This window comes from Brakhagea baltica, from assembly GCF_052161605.1.
Lineage (GTDB): Bacteria > Planctomycetota > Planctomycetia > Pirellulales > Pirellulaceae > JBKCUI01.
Map to the genome: position 1 here is coordinate 2,516,594 of NZ_CP197409.1, position 20,310 is coordinate 2,536,903.

The window sequence follows — 20,310 nt, forward strand, 5'->3', positions numbered from 1 at the left end:
GGAAGTTGTTAAACTTCCCTCCGCACAGTAGTGGAAGTTGTTAAACAACCAACCGCACCGTCTCAACTAGATAACACCGCCGTGCACGCGATAAGGGGTCGCATGCGAAGGCATATCCAAGAACCAGAAACGCTCCCATTCTTGAACGATGGATCGCATGTTTTCCGAGGTGTAAATCAATTGTTCTGCACGCTTGGCAGGCCTAGCAGAGTAGATTGGCAATGCGCAACCAACCGACGGCATCGTGCAAGCCAACAAAAGCAACCATCCTAATCGTCGTCGCATTTCCCTATCTCCGTAAAGTCTCGATTCCTGGTGTACCGGCGAGAGCTTAGTCCACAGCGGTACTATCGTTACTGTCAAATTCATCATCACCTACACCTAGTTTTCCGGACGCAATATCGTCGCGGATCCTTTGTGCTAGCGATGTCCCTTCGATGGTCATGACCCGTTGTTCCATGATCTTGCCCGGCTTGAAGGTGACGACGAACTTTTCAGGAACCTCAACCTGACGGCCGGTTCTTGGGTTTCGCGCCTTCCTCGCTGCCCGTGTCCTTACCTGGAACACGCCGAAGTTTCGGAGTTCGATTCGTCCTTCCTCTTCCAACGTCTTGATGATCGCGTCGAACGTGCGTTGAACGACGTCTTTGATCAGATGTTGGTTGAGGCCTGTCTCGTCGGAAATCGTTTTCACGATCTCTTTCTTCGTCACGGCAACACTCCTAATGGTCGGGTTGAAACCTAAGTCCTTATTGGGACACGATTTAAAACCAGAGTCTAGGATTGCTTTGGAGCTTCGTCAAGGCAATTGACGCCACTCCAGACCGCAACGTCCGAACATTCCGTACAGAGGTTTTCGGCATCACGACCCCTAAAGTTGACCAAAACTGCAAAACCTGATGCAGAAGTTGCGGAACTTTCTGACTTTGTTAAGCAGAACTAATTTCGGATTGTTTGTCGACCATTGCATGTCGGAACAGCTAAAGCCCTGAACCGCTGGAATTTCGGTCTTCCTTCACCTTAACCAGATTCCGCCCCTTTTTGATGCTGGTCAGTTTTGGACTAGACCGAGCAACGGCAGGATGCGAGCGATCTTGGTGAAGGCCTAAGGCAATAAGCCACGCTAATAGAATGGTTTCGGTTCGCCAAAGTTTATTTCTCTTCGCTAAACGGAAAAACCGTCAGCTCATTCCGTTCATCTTGCCTTGGTTACCCACTTTCTCGTATATCAGAAATTTGCACCGAATCCTTTAACCCAAGCTGTCCGATGAATCAAATCGAGCACATCGACTGCGCTCAAAGCGTTGACTGTAATCAATTCGATACATGCGAGCTCATCCCAACGGTGAGCCCGGAAGAGCAGTTCATGGGAAAGCGATTTTTCTTCTCTGTGGGAGAACCTAGCGGTGACTTGCACGCTGCGAATTTGATTCGCTGCATGCGTGGCTTGTCTCCCGGGTCATCGTTTCGCGGTTTTGGCGGCCCCAAGATGATTCAATCCGGGTTGGATCTAGATTTCGACTTAACCAGCATGGCGGTCATGGGTTTTGCCGAGGTGCTCCCCAAGTTGCGAGAGTTCTTTCGCTTGGCGGACAGAGCCGAACAGAGTTTCGCCAACGGCGAGGTGGATGGCGTTATCCTGGTGGACTTTCCTGGGTTTAATTGGCATATTGCAAAACGAGCAAAGAAGTACGGGCTCCCTGTATTCTATTATCTACCACCGCAACTTTGGGCGTGGGGTGGATGGCGAGTTCGCAAGATGCGCAAGTACGTGGATCACGTTTTTTGCAATCTTCCTTTCGAGACCCCGTGGTTTGAGAAGCATGGCGTGTCGGCGACGTTCGTCGGCCATCCATTCTTCGACAGCATAGCACAGCAACGACTCGACTCTCGATTTATAGAGCGGCACCGCCGGAACGATCGCATACAGGTGTCGGTCTTGCCTGGATCGAGGGATCACGAAGTCAAGCACATCTGGCCGCTTCAATTACAAGTGATTCGTCAGTTGGCACGCCGATTCCCCAATGCAGAATTCATGGTGGCAGCCCTTAAGGACTCGCATGCTCTATGGTGCAAGAGCCATTTGACAGAGCAAGACAGCAAGCTGCCGATATCGATCTTCGCGGGCAAAACCAGTGAGATCCTCGAGGCCAGCGATTGTACCCTTATGAAGAGTGGTTCCGTTTCTCTTGAGGTGATGGCAAGAGGCAAGCCCGCCGTCGTCATGTATCACTTGAAGCGATCAACCTACTATATGGCTAAGGCGCTGGTGAAGATTGACAGCATGTCATTGCCCAATCTGATTGCGAGTGAAAAATTACTTCCGGAATCGCTGTCTTATGGGTCACTCGATTCCGCCTCTTCCAAACGCTCGATTGCGAATGTTGTGGCGGAGATGTGTACGCTAATTGGTGATACACAGGCACGGCTCGATCGGCGAAAAAGGCTACTCGACTTAGCAGCAGAATTCGCGCAGCCTGGGGCCAGCTACAACACCGCTAAGCTCATGTTGCAACGAATGTCTGGCTCCTCTGATGTCACGCTACCGATCGATGAATCAGCGTTAGCACCTCTGCCAACGCTAAAGCGTGCCGCATAGGAATTCGACAGTCCGACCGATTGACGAGATTACTGGCCACATCCTTCCATTCGCAATATGAGGACTGCAACAGTTCTCGCTTCTTGCGTTCACGAATAAGCTCTCACTATTAACCTATCCTGTTTTTGCATCCTCATTCGGGAAAGGCATCGGTACCAAGTCTCCGCTGAAGTTTCTGAGCGTCGCGAGCTTTTGAACTTTTAGGATCGGTATCGGCATTCATCATCCCACCCATGCCTCCCCCCATTCCCCCCATGCCGCCGCCCATGGACATCGTATCAAGGCTGTACATGATTTCCTCTAACTTGTTGATGTCAGTAACAACTTCCTGGAACGCTATGTTCAACTCAGCCGATTTGTCATAGACCAATGAGTACGAGTACTTATGGTCAAACGCCTTGGCCCCAAAACAGGACTCGGGTATCTCGAGATCCCATCTTAGAACGTTCCGGGGAAATAGGGTTCTGCGATAGAGCGGGTCGGAACTCAGCTCTGGGCTTGAGGGCGAGTATTCTGCGGTCGCTTCGCGTTGTTCAACGGGCAGCGGCATACGTTCCAGAAGCCTTAGTTTTATGGAGTGGTTGTAGTAGTTCGCAACCACCACTTTGATCGAATGCTCCTCGCGAGTATTGCCACCTTGCATTTCTCTTGATTTCCCTATCAACTCGCGGCGGGTGCGAACGTTAGCATCGGCTCCCAATCCTATGAAGAAAGGCTGTCCCGACGGAGTGGATCGCAACGATGTATGTCCAACGAACTGTTGGTCCTGGTAAACGAGCACCTTGCCATCTAAAAGTGACAGGTCTGTCCCCTCGGCGAAGCTGGCTTCGCGGTATGCAAAACTAGATAGAAGTGGTGCGGCTACATGGGAGATCGATCCATTTAACTCGCGTGATGCCGCCTCGATCGTTTGGGCCGAATCACGGCTGTTTAATGAAATCGGGCGAGCTACGATGAGGGAGAATTCCCCTAACGGCTCGCTAGCATCCGATGCGAGCAAGGCCATGCGTTGAGGCGAGTTCTTAAGCTCCGCTTCTTGCAGCAGAATGGCGCGTTGATTCCGTTCCAAGTTGCTCTGCCCAAAGTAATCCAAGCTCCAGGATTCTTTCAGCTCCTCTGCGAGTTCTAAGTCGATTTTAGCATTTTGGTCTACCAGTTCCTGAACTGTGCCTTTGGATTTTCCAGCCGTTTTCGATTCTGTTGCAAAGGGAAAATCATTGGGGTCAGTAGCCGTTCGGTACGTTCGCACTTGCAAGGGGATCAACGTAGGACTCTCGTTGAACGATTGAGCATTTTGGCTAGAAAGCCTCAGGGTTACATCTTTCCAATCTTCGCCAGAATTTTGGATGATCTTGGGAGTCACCTGAAGCCTGAACGAATTCTTTTGTGAATCATAGTGCAAGATATAGTTTGGCTCCCAATAGCAGCCCCCAACAAAGTAGGAGATACGGACTTTTCCATCGGACGCCGTATTGTTCCGAACTCTTACCTGGAGTTCGTAACGCTCCGAATTTCGCTGTTGTTCAGCTTGGATTTTTTTAGCGAGTCTGGTGATCGATTCGTCGACTTCTCTCAATCGCTGAACGGCTTTTTCTTTCTCGTTACTCAAGCTCACTTGCTTGTTCAATCCATAATCTAGAATCCCGGTCAGAGCTTTGGTGTCGAGTGAGCCACGATGCAAATCGCTCGCCCCTTGCAGCCTGCCGTAATCGAGTGTCCGATCTAGGAAAAGCAATTGTTTTTCCATCACGCTGACTTGTACATGAAGCGCTTCCTTTTCAACGAGCAACTGACTTTGTTCTGCTCGAAGAGTTTGACGCAGAGTCTCCCTTTCGGTCGGATCTTTTTCTTGAGTCAAAACAGAATCTAAATCGAGCCCGTCGGATGCCGTTGCATGGACGGTGCTCAGAATCACTTGCTCTGGTAACGTACCAAAATGCAACACTTGAGTGTCTGGTTCTACTGGTACATCGATCTCCTTCGTGATCAAGGCCATTCTAGGAAATAGCATGACATCGGTCATGGCTGCATATGTTGCAGGCAGCAAGGTTGATGCCTCGGTGTCAGCGTCCAGCTGGCCAATGGCATCGTGATGGCCTAGGATGCAGACTGCGAAAAACATAGCAGGCAACCGCGTTAGTGACGTCGTTTTCCAATCAGACATGGGTGTTCCCCTGGGCTAGAACTGAGTTCAGAATTGCAACAAATCTTCTCTAAAAGGCGTATGAGAGACGAGAGGACGCAAACAACGTGCCGTCATGAAAAAAACGAGGTGGGCAAAATCCAAACTTCTTTTCGAAGCAATGGGGGGCCGATCGATTTCGGACCGAATTCTCAAAAAATTTGCTTTTCGCTTCGCTGTTCGATAAGCTGATACGTACATCCTGTGTGGTTTCATGCCACGTTCAACCAGATTTCATTTGACCCTTGGAGGCTGTTGCAACCAATTCTTTAATCCATTCCCTTATGCGAGGTGGAAAATGACGACTCATGTGGCGAAGATTGTAAACTATGCGTTCCTTCAAGAGCTGAAGGAAGAGAATACGCCCCTTTGGGAGGATGTCCTCCTGCTCGGAGCCTACGGGCAAGAGCCTTTTTCCTGCGATTGGATTGAACAGAACGCGGGTGCTTTATTGCGGCGACTGCGAGACCGGCTAGCAGGCCAATTTCGTATGGAGGAGACGTTGGCATACATCCCCTCAGACGGAGCTTTGCAGTCAAAAGATGTCACCAAAGCTCTAAGCCAACACTTGCAAATTCTTTTGCATTGCGTCGCCCTGAGTGAGAAGTGCGATGATTTTGAATACTCCGGCAAACTCTACAACGAGACCTACGAAATTTGGAAAGAAATGCGCACCCTGTATGATGAAATCATGGAGCATGAATCACTTGAGAGACGCATGCTCAACTTGTTTATTCAGGACGAAGACCCACCGCCGAGGAATTCTACAGAGCGTTATCATGCTACACATCAGTCCTCAGTCCCAATTGAATGGTAACCTCATCCAGTTCGACTGAATCCATTGATACATCCGAAGGAGATGCTCCCCAGTTTAATTGCAGGGTTAGCGTCTCCTGACACACGAATTGCTCATTTTCTCTAATCGCGGAACGGATCGAGTCTGTCGCTCCGTCGATCCAGACCTGGATGCGATCGGTGAAATTGCAGTTTCGCTTCTTGCGGAGATCTTGGATCAATCGAACAGCGTCTTTGGCAATACCTCGGCGGATTAAACCCTCGTTTAATTCCGTATTCAGAGCCACGACGGCCAGCTTGCCTTGCGCAGCCGCCCAGCCTGCTTTGGCTGTTAGCCGAACCTGAATGTCTTCGCCGTCCAATTCCAATACCGTTTCACCGAGGCTCAGCGTTATTCTTCCCTTTTCCGTCAGTTCCGCCAAAAGCCCAGCTCCGGACGATGCCCCCAGGACCTGCTTTAATTGTGGCAAGAGCTTACCGACCTTGGGTCCGAGTCGTCTGAAGTTTGGCTGCACTTGATATTCAACGAACGGGCTGGTACCGCTTGCGTAGTGAATCTCATCCACGTTAAGTTCTTCACGGACGATGTCATCATGCTGCTTGAGCCAATCAACGTGCGCATCGCTGGCGAGCGTCACCTCAACCCTCTGCAAAGGCTGCCGTACTTTTAGCTTAGAGTCCATTCGGGCCGAGCGTCCCAGCGAGGCGATCTCGCGCAGCAAACTCATTCGTTCGCTCAATTCGGGATCGGGCTCAATGAAGCCCTCGGCTGATTGGCCAGTTGGCATATCGCACAGGTGGACACTCTCGCGAACGCCAGAAAGGTCTCCCTTTAAATGTTGCCACAACGTTTCAGCCAAAAACGGCGTAAAGGGAGCGATCAGCTTGGCAATGACCACGAATGTCTCATATAGAGTCCAGTAAGCATCCAATTTGTCGGTAGACGCTTTGTCCGCAGCCCAGTAACGTGATCTGCTGCGGCGGATAAACCAGTTGCTCATCGCATCGACCAGTCCATGCAGTGTTTGGCAAGCGCCGTAGCTATCGTATCGATCCATTTTCTCCACGACCGAACGGCATGCGGCCGATAGCTCGCTCATCATCCAACGATCGAGTTCGCCACGTTCCGCGATGGGTCGATAGGTCGGGGCTTGCGCAAACTCCTTGCCAACCAATTGATCCAGCCCGGTTTTGATTCCCGCAGGTCCCTGGAATCCATCGATTTCGGCATAGATTGAGAAAAAGCTAAACGAGTTCCACAATCGGAGAATGAACTCCGAGATGCTGTCTCGAATCGCACGCTCGCTGTAAAGAATTGAGTTCCAAGGTGCTTGATTAGCGAACAAATACCAACGCAATGCATCCGCACCATACTTGTCGAAGATCTGCTGGGGGCTCGGGTAGTTGCGAAGCTGCTTTGACATCTTACCCGTCTTAACAACATACTCGGTGCCGCATGCTGCCTTAGCCTCTTCCTCGGTCAAGAAACGTTGCTTTCCGTCCTTGCTTTCGTACCATTCGGTGAGCATTAAACCGAGAACGATGCAGTTCTTGAAGGGATGCGGATACTGCTGCGATGTAGGATTGTTTTTACTATTGCTTTCTTGACTACCGTCTTGGTCGCCGAAGAGCATCGTGCTGATAGCGAGCTGGCTGTAGAACCAACCTCGAGTTTGGTCGATAGCCTCACTAATGAAGTCTGCTGGAAACTGGCTCGCAAATTTTTCTTGGTTCTGGTGAGGATATCCCCACTGTGCAAAGGGCATGGCTCCGCTGTCGTACCAACAGTCGATGACCTCGCTAACCCGCTGCATCCTCGCCCCCTTTGCGTAGGGGGAGTCATAAGTTACCGCATCGATATAAGGCTTGTGAACTTTGAGATCTTCTACGAGAGACGGATCGGCCATCTTTGCGTCCTGCCAAACCTCTGTTCCCGCAACTCCGGGCTTAGCCACTAACTCTTCGTACGAACCGATCGCTTCCATGCGACCCGTCTGGCTACAAACCCAGATGGGCAACGGGGTGCCCCAGTAGCGTTCGCGAGAAAGAGCCCAATCGACGTTTGATTCAAGAAAATTCCCGAAGCGGCCTGGACCGATATGTTCGGGTAGCCAGCCTATCGTTTTGTTGTTGGCCAGCATCGCATCGCGAAATTTGGTCGTCCGAATAAACCAGCTTTCGCGCGGATACTGAATCAGTGGATCATCGCTCGCTCGCCAGCAGAACGGGTAATCGTGGAGGTACTGCTCCTGATGCCAAAGCTTTCCCTTGTCTCTCAACGTTCGCTGGATCGGTTTGTCCGCATCTTTAACCCAAACACCTTCATGTTCTGGAAAATCGCTAGTAAACTTCCCGTTGGGGCCTACCGCACATAGCAAAGGTGGCACCCCAGGTGCATCGAATCGTTCACGCTGTGCCACTAGAACTTCGTAGTCGACTTCCCCGAACGCAGGAGCCAAGTGAACCAGTCCTGTACCGGAATCGATGGTCACAAAGCCGGCCGCGACAACTCGCCAACATGGTCGTTCGGTACCGCCCGACTTGAGCGGAGCAGGAGCGTTACCCATCTTGGAGGAATAGCAATCAAACGGTGGCTCGTAGGTCAGCCCAATCAGATCAGTCCCTTTCACGATTTTGGCAACACTCAGTTTGCGTTTGGTTTTTTCGGAGAGGGACTCGACTAGATCCTTGGCCAGGATCACTGTTTCATCGTTCCCTTCTTCAGTGCAAAACGCGTAGTCCAAGCTTTCATTAACAGCTACCAATTGGTTGCTTGGCAATGTCCATGGTGTCGTGGTCCAAATGACCAGCGAGGTTTTATCACCACCAGCGATGGGGAACTTCACATAAACGCTGGGGTCGGCAACTTGACGGTATCCCTGTCCAACTTCACCTGAGCTCAACGCGGTACCGCCCTGCGCCCACCACCAAACGATCTTGTGCCCTCGATACAAGAGATCCCGATCAAATAGATTTTTAAGAGACCACCAAACGCTTTCCACGAAACTTTGGTGATAGGTGACGTAGGCCTGCGAAAGATCGATCCAGAATCCGAGCCGTTCCGTCACACGCTCCCATTCCTGCATGTACTTCCAGACGCTCTGCTGGCACCTTTGTATGAACCCTTCGATGCCGTAGGTTTCAATCTCGTCCTTGCCGTGAATCCCAAGCTCTTTACAGACCTCTACCTCGACGGGCAAACCATGAGTGTCCCACCCACCTTTCCTTTCGCAGTGGTACCCCCGCATGGTCCGATAGCGAGGAAATAGATCTTTGATCGCTCGGGTAAGGCAGTGTCCGGGGTGAGGCATACCATTTGCAGTCGGCGGCCCCTCGAAGAATACGAACGACTCCCCTTGCTTGCGGAGATCTAGACTCTTCTGGTAGGTGTCGTTCTCCTTCCAGAATCGCAGAATGCTTTCTTCTTGCTGCGGAAACTTGGTGTCTTGCTTGACGGCACGAAACATGTTTAAACTCGAAAAAATGTTTGCCAGCCCGATAGGGGCTGGAATCGAAAGAAACCAGAAAAGCAACCTAGTCCTGCAAGCAATTCGCTCCTAGGTGATTAGCAATCAGACATCGTCTATTGAGGTATCAGTCAAGTCTGGATCGACATCATCATCATCGTCGGACTCGACAGGGAACCCGTCGTCCTTAGGTTCGATTTCATACTCGTCGTCTAGCTCTTCCTCAAAGTCGTCGTCGAAATCGTCGTCGAAGTCTTCTTCATCGAAATCATCGAACGGGTCGGGCTCATCCTCGGATTCAGGCACGACCTCTTCGTCATCCTCTGCCGGTTCGTCCTCGACATCATCATCGTCGTCATCCCAAGCGTTTCGTACGGGAGTCGGGGCCTCGGTTTGCAATGCTAGTTCAAACCAGTCCGGCTGTTGGTTGTCTCCGTCGACGATGCGTCGTGAACCACCTGCCTCCAACGCCAGAGGACATCGAATGGTCGCCAATTCCTCGTTGGACGGCTCGGATTCGAACTCGACAGCATAGGGAAGGTCGAGCAATTCGGTTTCAGGAACTTCAACGAGTGCGTTCAAGGGAGCCACCATCGAAAGTAAAGTAAATGGAAGCCAGCCGCGCGTCTGGCCTTGTCAAAAGTGTAAAAGGTGCTCGCATCGGTGCAGAATGTCAACGTCTGTTGCCCCCTACCCTTACGGGACCTACAACGTTGTTTTCAGCTCGATGGGACTGTGGTAGGATACGCCAAAGCGGATTATCCGACTGTTTGGCCCCTTAACCTTTCGAAAACGCACCAAAAATCACTATGGTTCTTGCTGTTTTCTCAATACTTTACTGCTTTGGCTTGATTGCCGTCCTCAGGACTGCTTCTGCTATCGCAGTTAGGATTTACCGGAAAAAAAGAGGTTTGGAGCCAGGCTTCTGTGTTAAGCAGTCGGTCCCTTTTCGCTCCCTGACGGGGGAAGCGTCGGAGTTCTTTACGGCCCAATTCTCCCCGTTTGCAGCCCACTGCCTACCCTTCGTAGCTCACCGCCCGATCGACAAGCCGTGGCGCCCCCACTGCGATGGTAGCGAATACCAAACTCGAAACGCTCGACTGAAAAACATCACCATACTATCGAAAAGAAAGCAAAACCGTGACCTATGCGATCTATCCATTCTGCCAGTTGGATCCCATACCTCTGGAACCTGGCGCACCCGCTTGGCTTGAAAACCTGCCCTCCCTCGGGGGCTACCTGATTTTTGCGGCGGACGCTGAGCCTGGTTCCTCATCGACCTATTTGTTTCTTGCCATCGGGCTAGCTGTCGGGGCAGGAGTGGCTTTTCTGATCAATTTTTTGATGGGAAAGGATGCCAAGTCACAATCAAAGCGGCTGCTGGAACAGACCAAACTCGATTGCGAGAACTTGGTCAAAACGGCTGAAATCGAAAAGAAGGAGGCTTTGCTACAGCTCCAGAGCAAATTCGACAAAGAGAACCAAAAGCAGAGAGATGAACAGCGAAAAAAGGAGCTGGAACTAGATAAACGCGAAGCACTCCTCAAGCAGTCGACGGACGATCTGAAAAAACAGGAACGGTTTGTTGAAAACAATCAACGCAAACTCTCTGAAAAAATCGAGGATGCTCAACGCAAAGTTGACCAGTACAACAAGCTGATCCAGCAACAACAAGCCGATCTGCAACGCGTGACCGGGATGTCCAAAGACGAAGCTCAAAAGCAATTGCTCACCGTCCTGGAACGCGATCTGCAATCCGAAATGGGCTCGGTCATTCTCAAGCATGAAAAGCGGATCAACGAAGTCCTGCAGCAGAAAACGCAAGATATTTTGCTTACGTCCATGCAGCGGTACGCGTCATCGCAGACGGCGGAAAGTACCACCAGTACGGTCGACATTCCCAACGACGAAATGAAAGGGCGGATTATCGGTCGGGAAGGTAGAAATATTCGGGCTTTCGAAAAAATCTCGGGCTGCGACTTGATCATTGATGACACTCCAGGGGTTGTGATTGTTAGTGGCTTTGATCCCGTCCGACGCGAGATCGCTCGGGCATCGATGGAAAAGCTCGTAACCGACGGACGTATCCATCCGTCCCGAATCGAAGAAATTGTTGCGGCGACGGAAACCCAAATCGAAGCCTTTATCAAACGCAAAGGTGAAGAGGCTGCCCAAGAGGTGAATGTCCATGGACTCCACGAACGAACCATCAACATGCTCGGCAGGCTTCACTTCCGGACCAGCTACTCGCAAAATGTTCTACGCCACAGCGTCGAAGTTGCCTTTCTGTCTGGAATGATGGCGGAGATGATCGGCCTCGACCCAACACTCGCTCGCCGGGCTGGGTTGCTACACGACATTGGCAAAGCCGCTGACCATGAGCTAGAGGGAGGGCACCCCAAGATTGGTGCCGACCTTCTCAAGCGAAACGGCGAAAACGATATCGTTGTGCATGCCGCTCTGGGACACCACGACCAACTAACGACCGAATATCCCTATACACTTCTCGTTGCAACCTCGGATGCATGCAGCGCATCCCGCCCAGGTGCTCGCCGCGAATCGCTCGAACGCTATATCAAACGGATGGAAGAGCTCGAAACTATAGCCAAGGGGTTCCATGGTGTGGAGCAAGCATTCGCCATTCAAGCGGGAAGGGAGTTGCGTGTTATCGTGGGTGCTAAAAATACGGACGATTCTGTTGCAGCCAAGATATGCCGTGATATTGCTAAAGCGTTTGAGGAACAACTCACGTACCCTGGCGAGATCAAGGTTACCGTGGTTCGAGAGTCTCGTTTCACGGAAACAGCAAGATAAGGTGTTTTCGGCGAGAGCCATCATGCATTAAGTCTCAAGCCAAAAAAGCGAAACGGCCCGAGTAGGTAAAACCTACTCGGGCCGCTTGCCTAATCCTGCCCCTCCCCTCTCGCTGTACGAAGACATCGCCATGCGTAAACGCCGAGCGGGGTCGGGCGCGAGGGGCATTCTTGTTTCTGCTGTCTACCAAACCTCCAATCGAAGCCGGCTAGAACCAACATCGAGCGTTACCGGTAGCAGCAATTGCTGTGCAGAACCAGGGAGTACATCAACTCCGTTGATCCCGAGTATGCCCTGCGAGCTGATATTGACGATCAATACTCGATCAATGGCGACACGAGTTATTCGAACATGTTCGCGAGAAACGCCAGGTTCCTCATTTTCCGCAACAAGCAACCGTTGGCTTTCGTTCGATAGCCAATTGCTGTTTCGCTCCTCCTTTGTACGTCTCCCTGCAATCAGTGGCGTTTGGACCATCACTCTCGGGGATTGCGATTGGGACACGACTTTCCCCTCTCTCGCAACCCACATAGGCGCATGTTCGTCCAAAGCACGAACTAAACGCTCACTGAGATCTCCGATTTCCGGAAACCGGTCGACGAATTCTGCAATCGTTGGCGGATTACCCCAACGACTCCTCGCCAGGAACTCGGATTCGATCAGCTTCAAAACATATTCTTGCGACTCGCCCAACTGCGGAATTTCGCGGAGGTAGTGCTCAACGCTGTGCGGTTTTCGATCCGCTTTCGAACCAAGCATGGGAAACGCACTTGCCTCGGCGCTGTAGCCGGCCACTCGCCATCGCCACTCCGAATCTGCCGCTAATACCTCCGATACCGAATTCAGGTCGTCGCCATCACCGACAGAATTCAAAAGCTCTGAAACTGGCAAAGGACAACGATTTTGCCAACCGCGATCAACCAGCTCAAGAATTTCTATTACACCTGCCTCGCTCATTGATTGTTACCCATCTCTTGCTGCCAAATGCCCGCAATACCTTTAAGCTGCCTTTGCACCGTTCGAATGCTTATCTGCAACATGTCCGCAATTTCCGAATTGGAATGATGCTCCAGCCTTAACAACAAAATCTGCCTCGCCGTTTCGTCTTCAATCAGTCCCAATAATCGATCCAACAAATCCGACCACTCTATCTCTTCTCCCGGCGCCACTTGTTTGGCATCCGGCACTTTTGCCGCCAGTTCAGCATTGCAATCGGAATCGTTCTCGTCATCCGGGTTCGAGTTGTTCAAACTCAAATGAGCAAGTCCGCCCCCCCGCTTCGAGGCAAGCAATCCTTTGTAAACATCGTTGATGTGACGGGCCGCCATCAATTTGAGTAGCCGCCAAACGCTGTTGGGGCAATTCAAATCAAACTCTTGGTCCACAAACGCGCGCCGGAAAAAACTTTGCAAGGCTTCACTGGTTAAGTCGCTGGTGTCGTTCGCCAGACGTGGCATCGACTCCACCTTGCGACGCACCGCCGCTTTGAGCTTCGGATAAAAGGTATTCCAAAGCTCCTCGTGAGCAGAGGAATCGCCCGACGAAGCCGCGAGAAGCATGCGTTGAATATACTCCGACTGTTTTGGCCCCATTAATCCCCTATTCTTGGCTTCCGCAACGCCTACGTAATACTTATCCAACACTCCAAACCGTGAATCTCAGCAAACTGCGATCCCGTGCCAAGTGCGGGGGCATACTACTAGAATGGATTTTTTGGGCCTAGCCGCGACACTTGCATACCAAAAATGTTGCCGTCATCGGCCATCACTTGGTAACTCCCCGGGATAACCGAACAGGGCACTAAGCACCAAGGGGAAATAACGCACCGCAAGAAGCCCTACAAGGAACCCAAAACACCACACGTTAGAATTGATCGGCAAGCTCCACCCTTGGATGGAGAATTGAAAAATTTCCCAAAATTGCGGCACACCGATGTCACGTTTGACCGCAGATCATCAGCGGCCAACGCAAAACGTCAAAAGGCAAGCGGCTAATGAAGACGTTCCCGATGTAGTGGGATTCGCCAGAATTGTGGCCTCTCTGACATGCTGTCACCGCGAAAACACACTCCTCGGCGAAGACAGCGAGTACTACAGCCCGGCTAATTGCTGCTGGGCGTCGCCAAATTCGCTGGACTCGGCCCCCATGCGATTCATCAAAGACAGGTAGAAACTGCAAAGTTTGCGTTCGTTCTCCGGACGATCGCCATATTCGAGCACTCGGCCGGTCTCTAAATTGCCCCCCAATCCGCCGAGCGTCAGCAATGGGACCCTGGTCGATTCGTGCTTGCTGCCGGACCACATGTTGTTAAGGAACATCAGGCACGAGTGATCCAGTACCGTCCCAGCCCCCTCCTTCATCGAATCAAGCCGCCCAGCTAGATAAGCAAACTGAGAACAATAGTAGGTGGTTACTCGCTCCCACTCGTCCGACAAATCATCGTGCGATGCGAGATGGTGAGGCTTGGAGACGTCCAAGAATGGATAGAAGAGTCCCGATATATCTCGACAAAGAAGTAGCGATGCAACTCGAGTGCGATGAGTTTGGAACGCTAGGGCAACAATGTCGCACATTAGCTTCATGTGCTCTCGGATATCTTCCGGCAATCCGTTATCTGGTCGAGTCATGGTCACCAAAGATCTACCCTCCTGTACACGATCCGACGCTTTGGTAACTGCGTTGCGCTGGCGTTCCACCCTTTTTTCAATTTCGCGAACGCTCGTCAAATACTCATCCAATTTGGTTTTGTCGCTCGCGCTAGCATCTCGCTCGAGATCTTTAGCGTCCTCCAAAATTCGATCGAGTATCGATTTATTCCTTTGGTTACCTCGATTTTCGAACAAGCTATCGAAAGCTAGAGAGGGATATACCTCCATCGGAACCGGTGATGTCGCGTTTTGCCAAGAGATATGAGAACTGTAGGCCATGGAGAAATTGGTTTCGTGATAGCCTGTTGTAGGCTGCTCACAACCGAGCACCAAGCTCGGAACAATATCCTCAGCCCCCAATGCATTCGCTATGGCTTGATCAACGCTGATGCCACCACGTAACTCTGCCCCTTTTTTCAAAGCAGCTCCCGACAAGATATTGCCGGTTTGCCCCGGGTGAATGCCAACCCCCGTAGCGTTCTTGTTGAACAACCCGTTGATCACATTCAATTTCGACTTTAACGAATCAAGCGGCTGTAGACAACGACTCAATTCCATCTCGTCACCTTGCCCTTTGGCCCACCAGTGATTCGGATGGATACCGCAAGCCATAAACAACACACCTATCCTTTGCGGCAGAGCACTAGCATCATCAGGCTCGTCAGTCTGCCCCCAAACCGGAATCGATTCGAGCCATGGCAAACCTGCTAGCACTCCCGCGCCCCGAAGCCAGCGACGACGAGTCAATTTTTCCGTTCGGCTTTCTTCTGTACTCATGAAATTGGCTCCGGTTAGTTATGGTAAAGCTGCTAGCTGTTCTAGTTAACGAAAAATATTCTTTGGCGTTCGATCTGGCTCAGGCGTCTATCGGCTTAGCTACCCATTGCCTAAGCCCCCTATCGCAGGCTTCCACCCGCCAAAGGTGCATTCTGTGTTAGGCTCCCCCGCTTGTTCAAAAACTGAGGGCTTTCGATTAAATGCTCCCATGCGATCCTTACTCGATTATCGTTTTCCCGAAGGCGTTCCATCAGCTCTTCAACCAATAAATCATCGGACACAACGAGGGTGCGACCAAGTGAATAAGCGACCAAATTTTCACAGAAAGTCCTCCTGAACTCATCAATGCGAGTCGTGAGGATGTAATCTCTCAATCCTTTCCAACCTTCGGCTTCCGTACCCTCAGGCATCGTAGCTGCTGACGAAACCTCTCGCCCGGCAAGGTCCAGTTTCCGAGGTCGACCGATCGGATCGAACCCCTCCAGTAGCAAGCCGGCGGAATCGAATCGATTATGGCATGCCGCACAGCTAGGATGATCGCGATGTCTAGCCAGCAATTCTCGAAGCGTTAAATCCCCCGTGTCATGCTCAGAGTCAGGTAACTCCGGAACGTTAGGAGGAGGGGGCGGAATCTTTTCTCCAAGCAGTTTTCGAACGACCCAATAGCCTCGCTTCACAGGACTCGTTCTTAATCCAGGTGAGTTTTGCGTCAAGAAAACCCCCATGGTCAACATACCGCTACGATTTGCACCCGAAGCCCCATCCAATCGCACCCAAGCGTCCTTGTCTAGAACGTCTCCTGGCCACTTCAGACCGTAGAACTTTGCTAAGACAGGATTGACGACTACGTGATCTGCTGCGATCAACTCGTCGAGCGAACCATCGCGCTCGACAAGATCCCAAAAGGTTTCGATCGGCTCCCGAGCCATGGCTGATCGTATCTCGTCGTCAAAGCTAGCGAAGCGATCTCGATCGACACCGTTGTGCGATTCAAATCGCCTAAAGTCGAGCCAATTTCCAAGGAACTCCTGCATCATTCGCTTAGACCGAGGATCGCTAAGCATTCGGCTCGTGTGCTCGCGCAGCTGTTTTGGTTCCGTTAGATTGCCTTTAACAACAGCCTCCATCAATCGCTCATCAGGCCCGCTTCCCCACAAAAAGAAACTCAACCGCGAAGCGAGCTCTAGGTCGGTGAGCGGTTTGCGTTCAGATGCATTCGTTCGTAAATCCCACCGATACAAAAAGTGAGGGGAAACCAGAATCGATGCGAGCGTATCTTCCATGGCGGACCGATGGTCGGCGGCTGGCAGCTTGCGAGACACGTTATAAAACTCCCTTATCGACTCTTGTTCTGGCTCACTTAAAGTTCTTCGAAACGCTTTTGATGCAAATGCGATCAGTGCACTCACTTGTTTCGGCTCGTTTTCAAGAAGTTCCTTTTCCAACCCGCGAATTTGTCGGTTCATATCCTCGAAGTGAAATTCGACCGCTTCAACCACCTGCGGGCTAGGCTTGCCTCGCTTCACCTTTTCTAAAAATAACTCGCCAAATTGGCGAATCTTCTCTTCTGAGTTGGCATCCTTGTCCTCAGCGCGAACGAACTGAAACTGAGGTTCACGGATAAAGCTTGATTCTGCCCGTTCGAACCAAATGAAGCCAGCATACTGACGGATGGGCGTTAAAGCGATGAGCTCGAGCTCACGCCAAAGCTGGTCTAATTCCTTGTTGCCAGCCTCATCCAAAATGAGGTTGCACAACGGTTGATCATCGCGAAAGTATCCCATCATGCTGTGAAATCCAGCGCTGAGAAGCCTTCCTTTACTCTCGATGTTACCTTCGTTTGCATAGTGTCGACCTCTCTCGATAATCATGAAAGCGTCGGGGAAGATCTCGCAAAACTTCTCGTAAGACGCCTTGATCTCGTCGCGATGCTCAGCCAGATGCTCGCGATCTCTTTCCAGAAGTATCGCGAACGACGATGGCCTCCCTTCCTTGGTGCCAGCACCATCTTGATCATCGCCCCCCTCGTTCTCGAGCTCCTCGAAAATATCTTGCCGACAAGATTGCCTCAATCGAGCAACCTCGCGATTTCGCCACAGCACCAAAGTTTGCGACCCCTCATGAAGCCCCCTAGTTCCCTTCAAGCTAGGCACCGTCGGCGCGAGCTTGGTGCGGTACTCGGAAATAAATTTGCCTAAGGACCTTGCCGCACGGTTGGCATCAGCCTCGGATTCGCAGACGAAAACTTCAGACCGCCAGCGTTCGCCGATTTCCCGCATCGGGCCAAACGAATGTGATTTATCTTGTAGTGCGGCGGTAATCATCGCAAGATACTTGGGACTAAGCCCGCGCCGTGCGGCGACCTCAACGACCGAGTCGCTTGATTTCGCAATGTCCCAACAAGCCAGAAGATACGAAGAAATTTTTGTTGGTTGCTGTTGGTAAAAGTCTACGATCCGCTGAACGCAATACTTGTCCCGATCCGTTTCGGTAACGACCGGATAGGGTGCGAATCGGATTCCTTCCGGGACTAACAACATGTGATCAGCAACGAATCTAGCTGCATCGAGATACTTCGTCACCAACGCCGGCGTCATGGTGAGCGATTCCGCCGAGTTGTCAAAACCAGCCTCGTTGGATGGATCGATAGGAAACGAGCTCGTTGGACGGATGTCCTGTCCCGTAAGATCTTGGATGACGTAGTTATATTCTGAATGATTGAGTCGTCTCATCGTGACCATACCAGGGTCGCCGCGATTCAGAGACGCTTGTTCAGCGCGAAATTGTTTTGTCCACTTGGCCAACTGATCGATGTCTTCTGGTGAAGGTCGATCGGATTGGTCTGCGGGGGGCATATCTCCGATAGTCACCCGAGAAACCAAGAATTGCCAGCTATTCAGCAAAGCGCCAACGTGTTCGTGCTGATAGAACTCGGTCACATCGAATTTAGCCTCTGGTTCCTCGCCACTATGACACGATTCGCAGTGGTTTTTTAAAAAGGGAACAATGGCACCATAAAACTCTTGATGAGTATCAGGCAGCTCGGAGTTTTGGGTTGCTTCTTGTAAGTATAGCGCATGCAGTCTCAGGGGACAGACGCAGAAAAGAATGGCAACGGTCATCGCACAAGCAACGATTCGGGCGATTCCAGCGATCTGATACATGAAATGCTCCAACGAACGTTCTACTAAGGAAAGGCCTGGAGTCGTAGGGACAAACCAGAATAATTTTGAGGTGGGAAAACGAATTATACACTGTGAACCGGTCGAGTGTCCAAAACGATTCCGAATTGTCGCATCAATAGCGTTTTTCGCAAAAACCCGAAGTTTTGTTTCGCTTCTGGACCTTGCCTAAGGCGAGAGCTGCGATTGGCTTCTGCGAGGAGCGCTTATCCTTGTAGCGATTTCAATTCGCTCTACAATACCACCGACGTCTCCCTTCCTCTAGCAATCGAGCTACCGTGATCGTTTTACTGACTAATGATTTGATGTTCCAATCGAAAGTGAGTGGTGCGGTGCGCAATGCCGGTAAGCAGTTGATAGTCGATCGATCCGTGGAACGGCTCGTAGAAAGAGCCGACGCAAATTCGGTCAAGCTTGTTTTGATCGATCTTTCACTTCAACCGCTGGACTTGACGCATGCGGTTGCTTCACTCAGGGATAGCTTTGGCAACGCATCGATTTTGGCATTTGGTGCACACGTAGATGTTGCTCGATTGGAGGAGGCTCAGCGTGCAGGTGCGGACTCTGTGTTGACGCGAGGTCAATTCGACCGCGACATGAACGAAATCGTACAATCCGTTTAGTGACCTCGCAGGGAGACTGCTGTAATGGCTTGTTCATCAGGGGTCGCATCGGCAAATTCCGTTTTAGTCGCTATTCGAACCGCGTTCGAAAGAGCTTCGGAGTTGTTGCGTGCACCGGCACAATTCGCGTTTGTATTCGCAAGTGGTGATTCACTCGTGGATAAAACCGCCGATATCATAGATCTATGGCAGGATATCTCGGGAGGGATTCCTTTTTTCGGTGGTTCCGCAGAAAGTGTTGTCGGGACGACGATCGAGCTCGAAGGAGGCTGCGCCGCCTCGGTCATGCTAGTCAACGAAATGGATTCGTTACCGAAAACTTATGAATTGGAGTGCATTAAAACGCCGGATGGACCATCCGTCATGGGAATCTCCGAAGAACTGCTTGCGGAGCTGCACGGAGGACTCATGGTGGTCGCTTGCCCCGTTTCGTTTTCTGTTGAATTGCTAGCATCAGCATTGGAATACGAAAAGAGCTCACCGCGAGATGCCGTGGTTCCCATTCTAGGTGGGTATTGTAGCAGCCAAGATTGGCAAAGTCCGAGCATCATGTTTTGTGGAGACCGCATCCTGTCTCGAGGGGCTGTCGCATTGACGTTGCCACGGTCTTGGAGCTGGCAAACCGTCATATCGCAAGGATGTCGTCCGATCGGAGAGCCATTGGTCATTACACAGATGGAAGACCAAGCGATCGTAGCATTAGGTGGCAAGCCTGCTATGAAACAACTCAGAGAGCTTTATGAAAAGCTACCTACGCAAGAGCAAGAAATGGTATCCAATTCGCTGATGGTCGGACGTGCGATTAGTGAATACAGCGAAACTTTTTCCCACGGTGAGTTTTTGATTCGTGCTGTACAAGGTATCGATCCATCAAATCAGGGTCTCATTGTGACCGACCGTTTTCAAGTAGGACAGACTATAAGATTTCACGTTCGCGATGCCGATGCCGCAACATCTGACCTGCAACACTTACTCAAAGTCTTTCGTGATTCCCAGGAGCAACCGCATGGTGCGTTGCTGTTCACTTGCAATGGACGCGGCTCTCGCATGTTTGATGTGGAAAGCCACGATGCAACGATTGTTGATAGCTACCTACCTAATTTACCGCTAGCTGGTATATTTGCGGCAGGCGAGTTTGGTCCGATCGCAAACCAGAACTTGGTTCATGGTTTTACCGCAGTACTTCACTTGCTCAAGAGGATGGCTTAAAGTCGCCGAGAACA

At 51.2% G+C, this 20,310-nt stretch carries 14 protein-coding genes; 5 read left to right on the forward strand and 9 right to left on the reverse strand.

Features of this window, described 5'->3' with window-relative positions:
* Positions 1-66: 66 nt before the first annotated feature.
* The gene (locus SH449x_RS09235) at positions 67-285 is read right to left on the reverse strand and encodes a hypothetical protein (protein ID WP_482381047.1); all 219 of its coding nucleotides are present in this window, start codon (positions 283-285) and stop codon (positions 67-69) included.
* A 46-nt stretch (positions 286-331) separates the two neighbouring features.
* Positions 332-712: an HU family DNA-binding protein gene (locus SH449x_RS09240; protein WP_482381048.1), complete on the reverse strand. Its 381-nt coding sequence runs from the start codon at positions 710-712 to the stop codon at positions 332-334.
* 555 nt (positions 713-1,267) lie between these two features.
* On the opposite strand from SH449x_RS09240, the gene lpxB reads away from it, so the two are divergent.
* Positions 1,268-2,599, forward strand: a complete 1,332-nt coding sequence (gene lpxB, locus SH449x_RS09245; protein WP_482381049.1) for a lipid-A-disaccharide synthase — start codon at positions 1,268-1,270, stop codon at positions 2,597-2,599.
* A gap of 133 nt (positions 2,600-2,732) precedes the next feature.
* On the opposite strand, the gene SH449x_RS09250 is transcribed toward lpxB, so the two are convergent.
* On the reverse strand, positions 2,733-4,763 hold the full coding sequence (locus tag SH449x_RS09250) for a DUF4139 domain-containing protein (protein WP_482381050.1): 2,031 nt from the start codon (positions 4,761-4,763) through the stop codon (positions 2,733-2,735).
* Positions 4,764-5,079: 316 nt separating this feature from the next.
* Between SH449x_RS09250 and SH449x_RS09255 the strand changes: the two genes are divergently transcribed.
* Positions 5,080-5,598 carry a hypothetical protein gene (locus tag SH449x_RS09255; protein ID WP_482381051.1) on the forward strand — a complete coding sequence of 173 codons (519 nt, stop codon included), beginning with the start codon at positions 5,080-5,082 and terminating at the stop codon, positions 5,596-5,598.
* On the opposite strand, the gene ileS is transcribed toward SH449x_RS09255, so the two are convergent.
* On the reverse strand, positions 5,564-9,043 hold the full coding sequence (gene ileS, locus SH449x_RS09260; protein ID WP_482381052.1) for an isoleucine--tRNA ligase: 3,480 nt from the start codon (positions 9,041-9,043) through the stop codon (positions 5,564-5,566). The two genes, SH449x_RS09255 and ileS, sit on opposite strands and share 35 nt — an antisense overlap.
* Positions 9,044-9,148: 105 nt before the next feature.
* Positions 9,149-9,625, reverse strand: coding sequence for a hypothetical protein (locus SH449x_RS09265; protein ID WP_482381053.1), 477 nt, complete (start codon positions 9,623-9,625; stop codon positions 9,149-9,151).
* 660 nt (positions 9,626-10,285) lie between these two features.
* On the opposite strand from SH449x_RS09265, the gene rny reads away from it, so the two are divergent.
* Positions 10,286-11,857: a ribonuclease Y gene (gene rny, locus SH449x_RS09270; RefSeq protein WP_482381818.1), complete on the forward strand. Its 1,572-nt coding sequence runs from the start codon at positions 10,286-10,288 to the stop codon at positions 11,855-11,857.
* Positions 11,858-12,040: 183 nt separating this feature from the next.
* Here the strand turns inward: rny and SH449x_RS09275 are convergent, their stop codons facing one another.
* From SH449x_RS09275 to SH449x_RS09290, 4 genes are all read right to left on the reverse strand, one after another.
* Positions 12,041-12,814 (reverse strand): hypothetical protein, encoded by a 774-nt coding sequence (locus SH449x_RS09275; RefSeq protein WP_482381054.1) that lies wholly within the window; start codon positions 12,812-12,814, stop codon positions 12,041-12,043.
* Positions 12,811-13,497, reverse strand: coding sequence for an ECF-type sigma factor (locus SH449x_RS09280; protein WP_482381055.1), 687 nt, complete (start codon positions 13,495-13,497; stop codon positions 12,811-12,813). Before SH449x_RS09280 ends, SH449x_RS09275 begins: the two co-directional genes overlap by 4 nt.
* Positions 13,498-13,947: 450 nt before the next feature.
* Positions 13,948-15,282 carry a DUF1552 domain-containing protein gene (locus SH449x_RS09285; protein ID WP_482381056.1) on the reverse strand — a complete coding sequence of 445 codons (1,335 nt, stop codon included), beginning with the start codon at positions 15,280-15,282 and terminating at the stop codon, positions 13,948-13,950.
* Positions 15,283-15,401: 119 nt separating this feature from the next.
* Entirely contained in the window at positions 15,402-18,446 is a 3,045-nt protein-coding gene (locus SH449x_RS09290; RefSeq protein WP_482381057.1) for a DUF1592 domain-containing protein, read from the reverse strand.
* A 323-nt stretch (positions 18,447-18,769) separates the two neighbouring features.
* Between SH449x_RS09290 and SH449x_RS09295 the strand changes: the two genes are divergently transcribed.
* Together SH449x_RS09295 and SH449x_RS09300 are read left to right on the forward strand one after the other, a co-directional pair.
* Entirely contained in the window at positions 18,770-19,087 is a 318-nt protein-coding gene (locus SH449x_RS09295; protein ID WP_482381058.1) for a response regulator, read from the forward strand.
* A 24-nt stretch (positions 19,088-19,111) separates the two neighbouring features.
* On the forward strand, positions 19,112-20,296 hold the full coding sequence (locus tag SH449x_RS09300; RefSeq protein ID WP_482381059.1) for an FIST signal transduction protein: 1,185 nt from the start codon (positions 19,112-19,114) through the stop codon (positions 20,294-20,296).
* Positions 20,297-20,310: the final 14 nt, after the last annotated feature.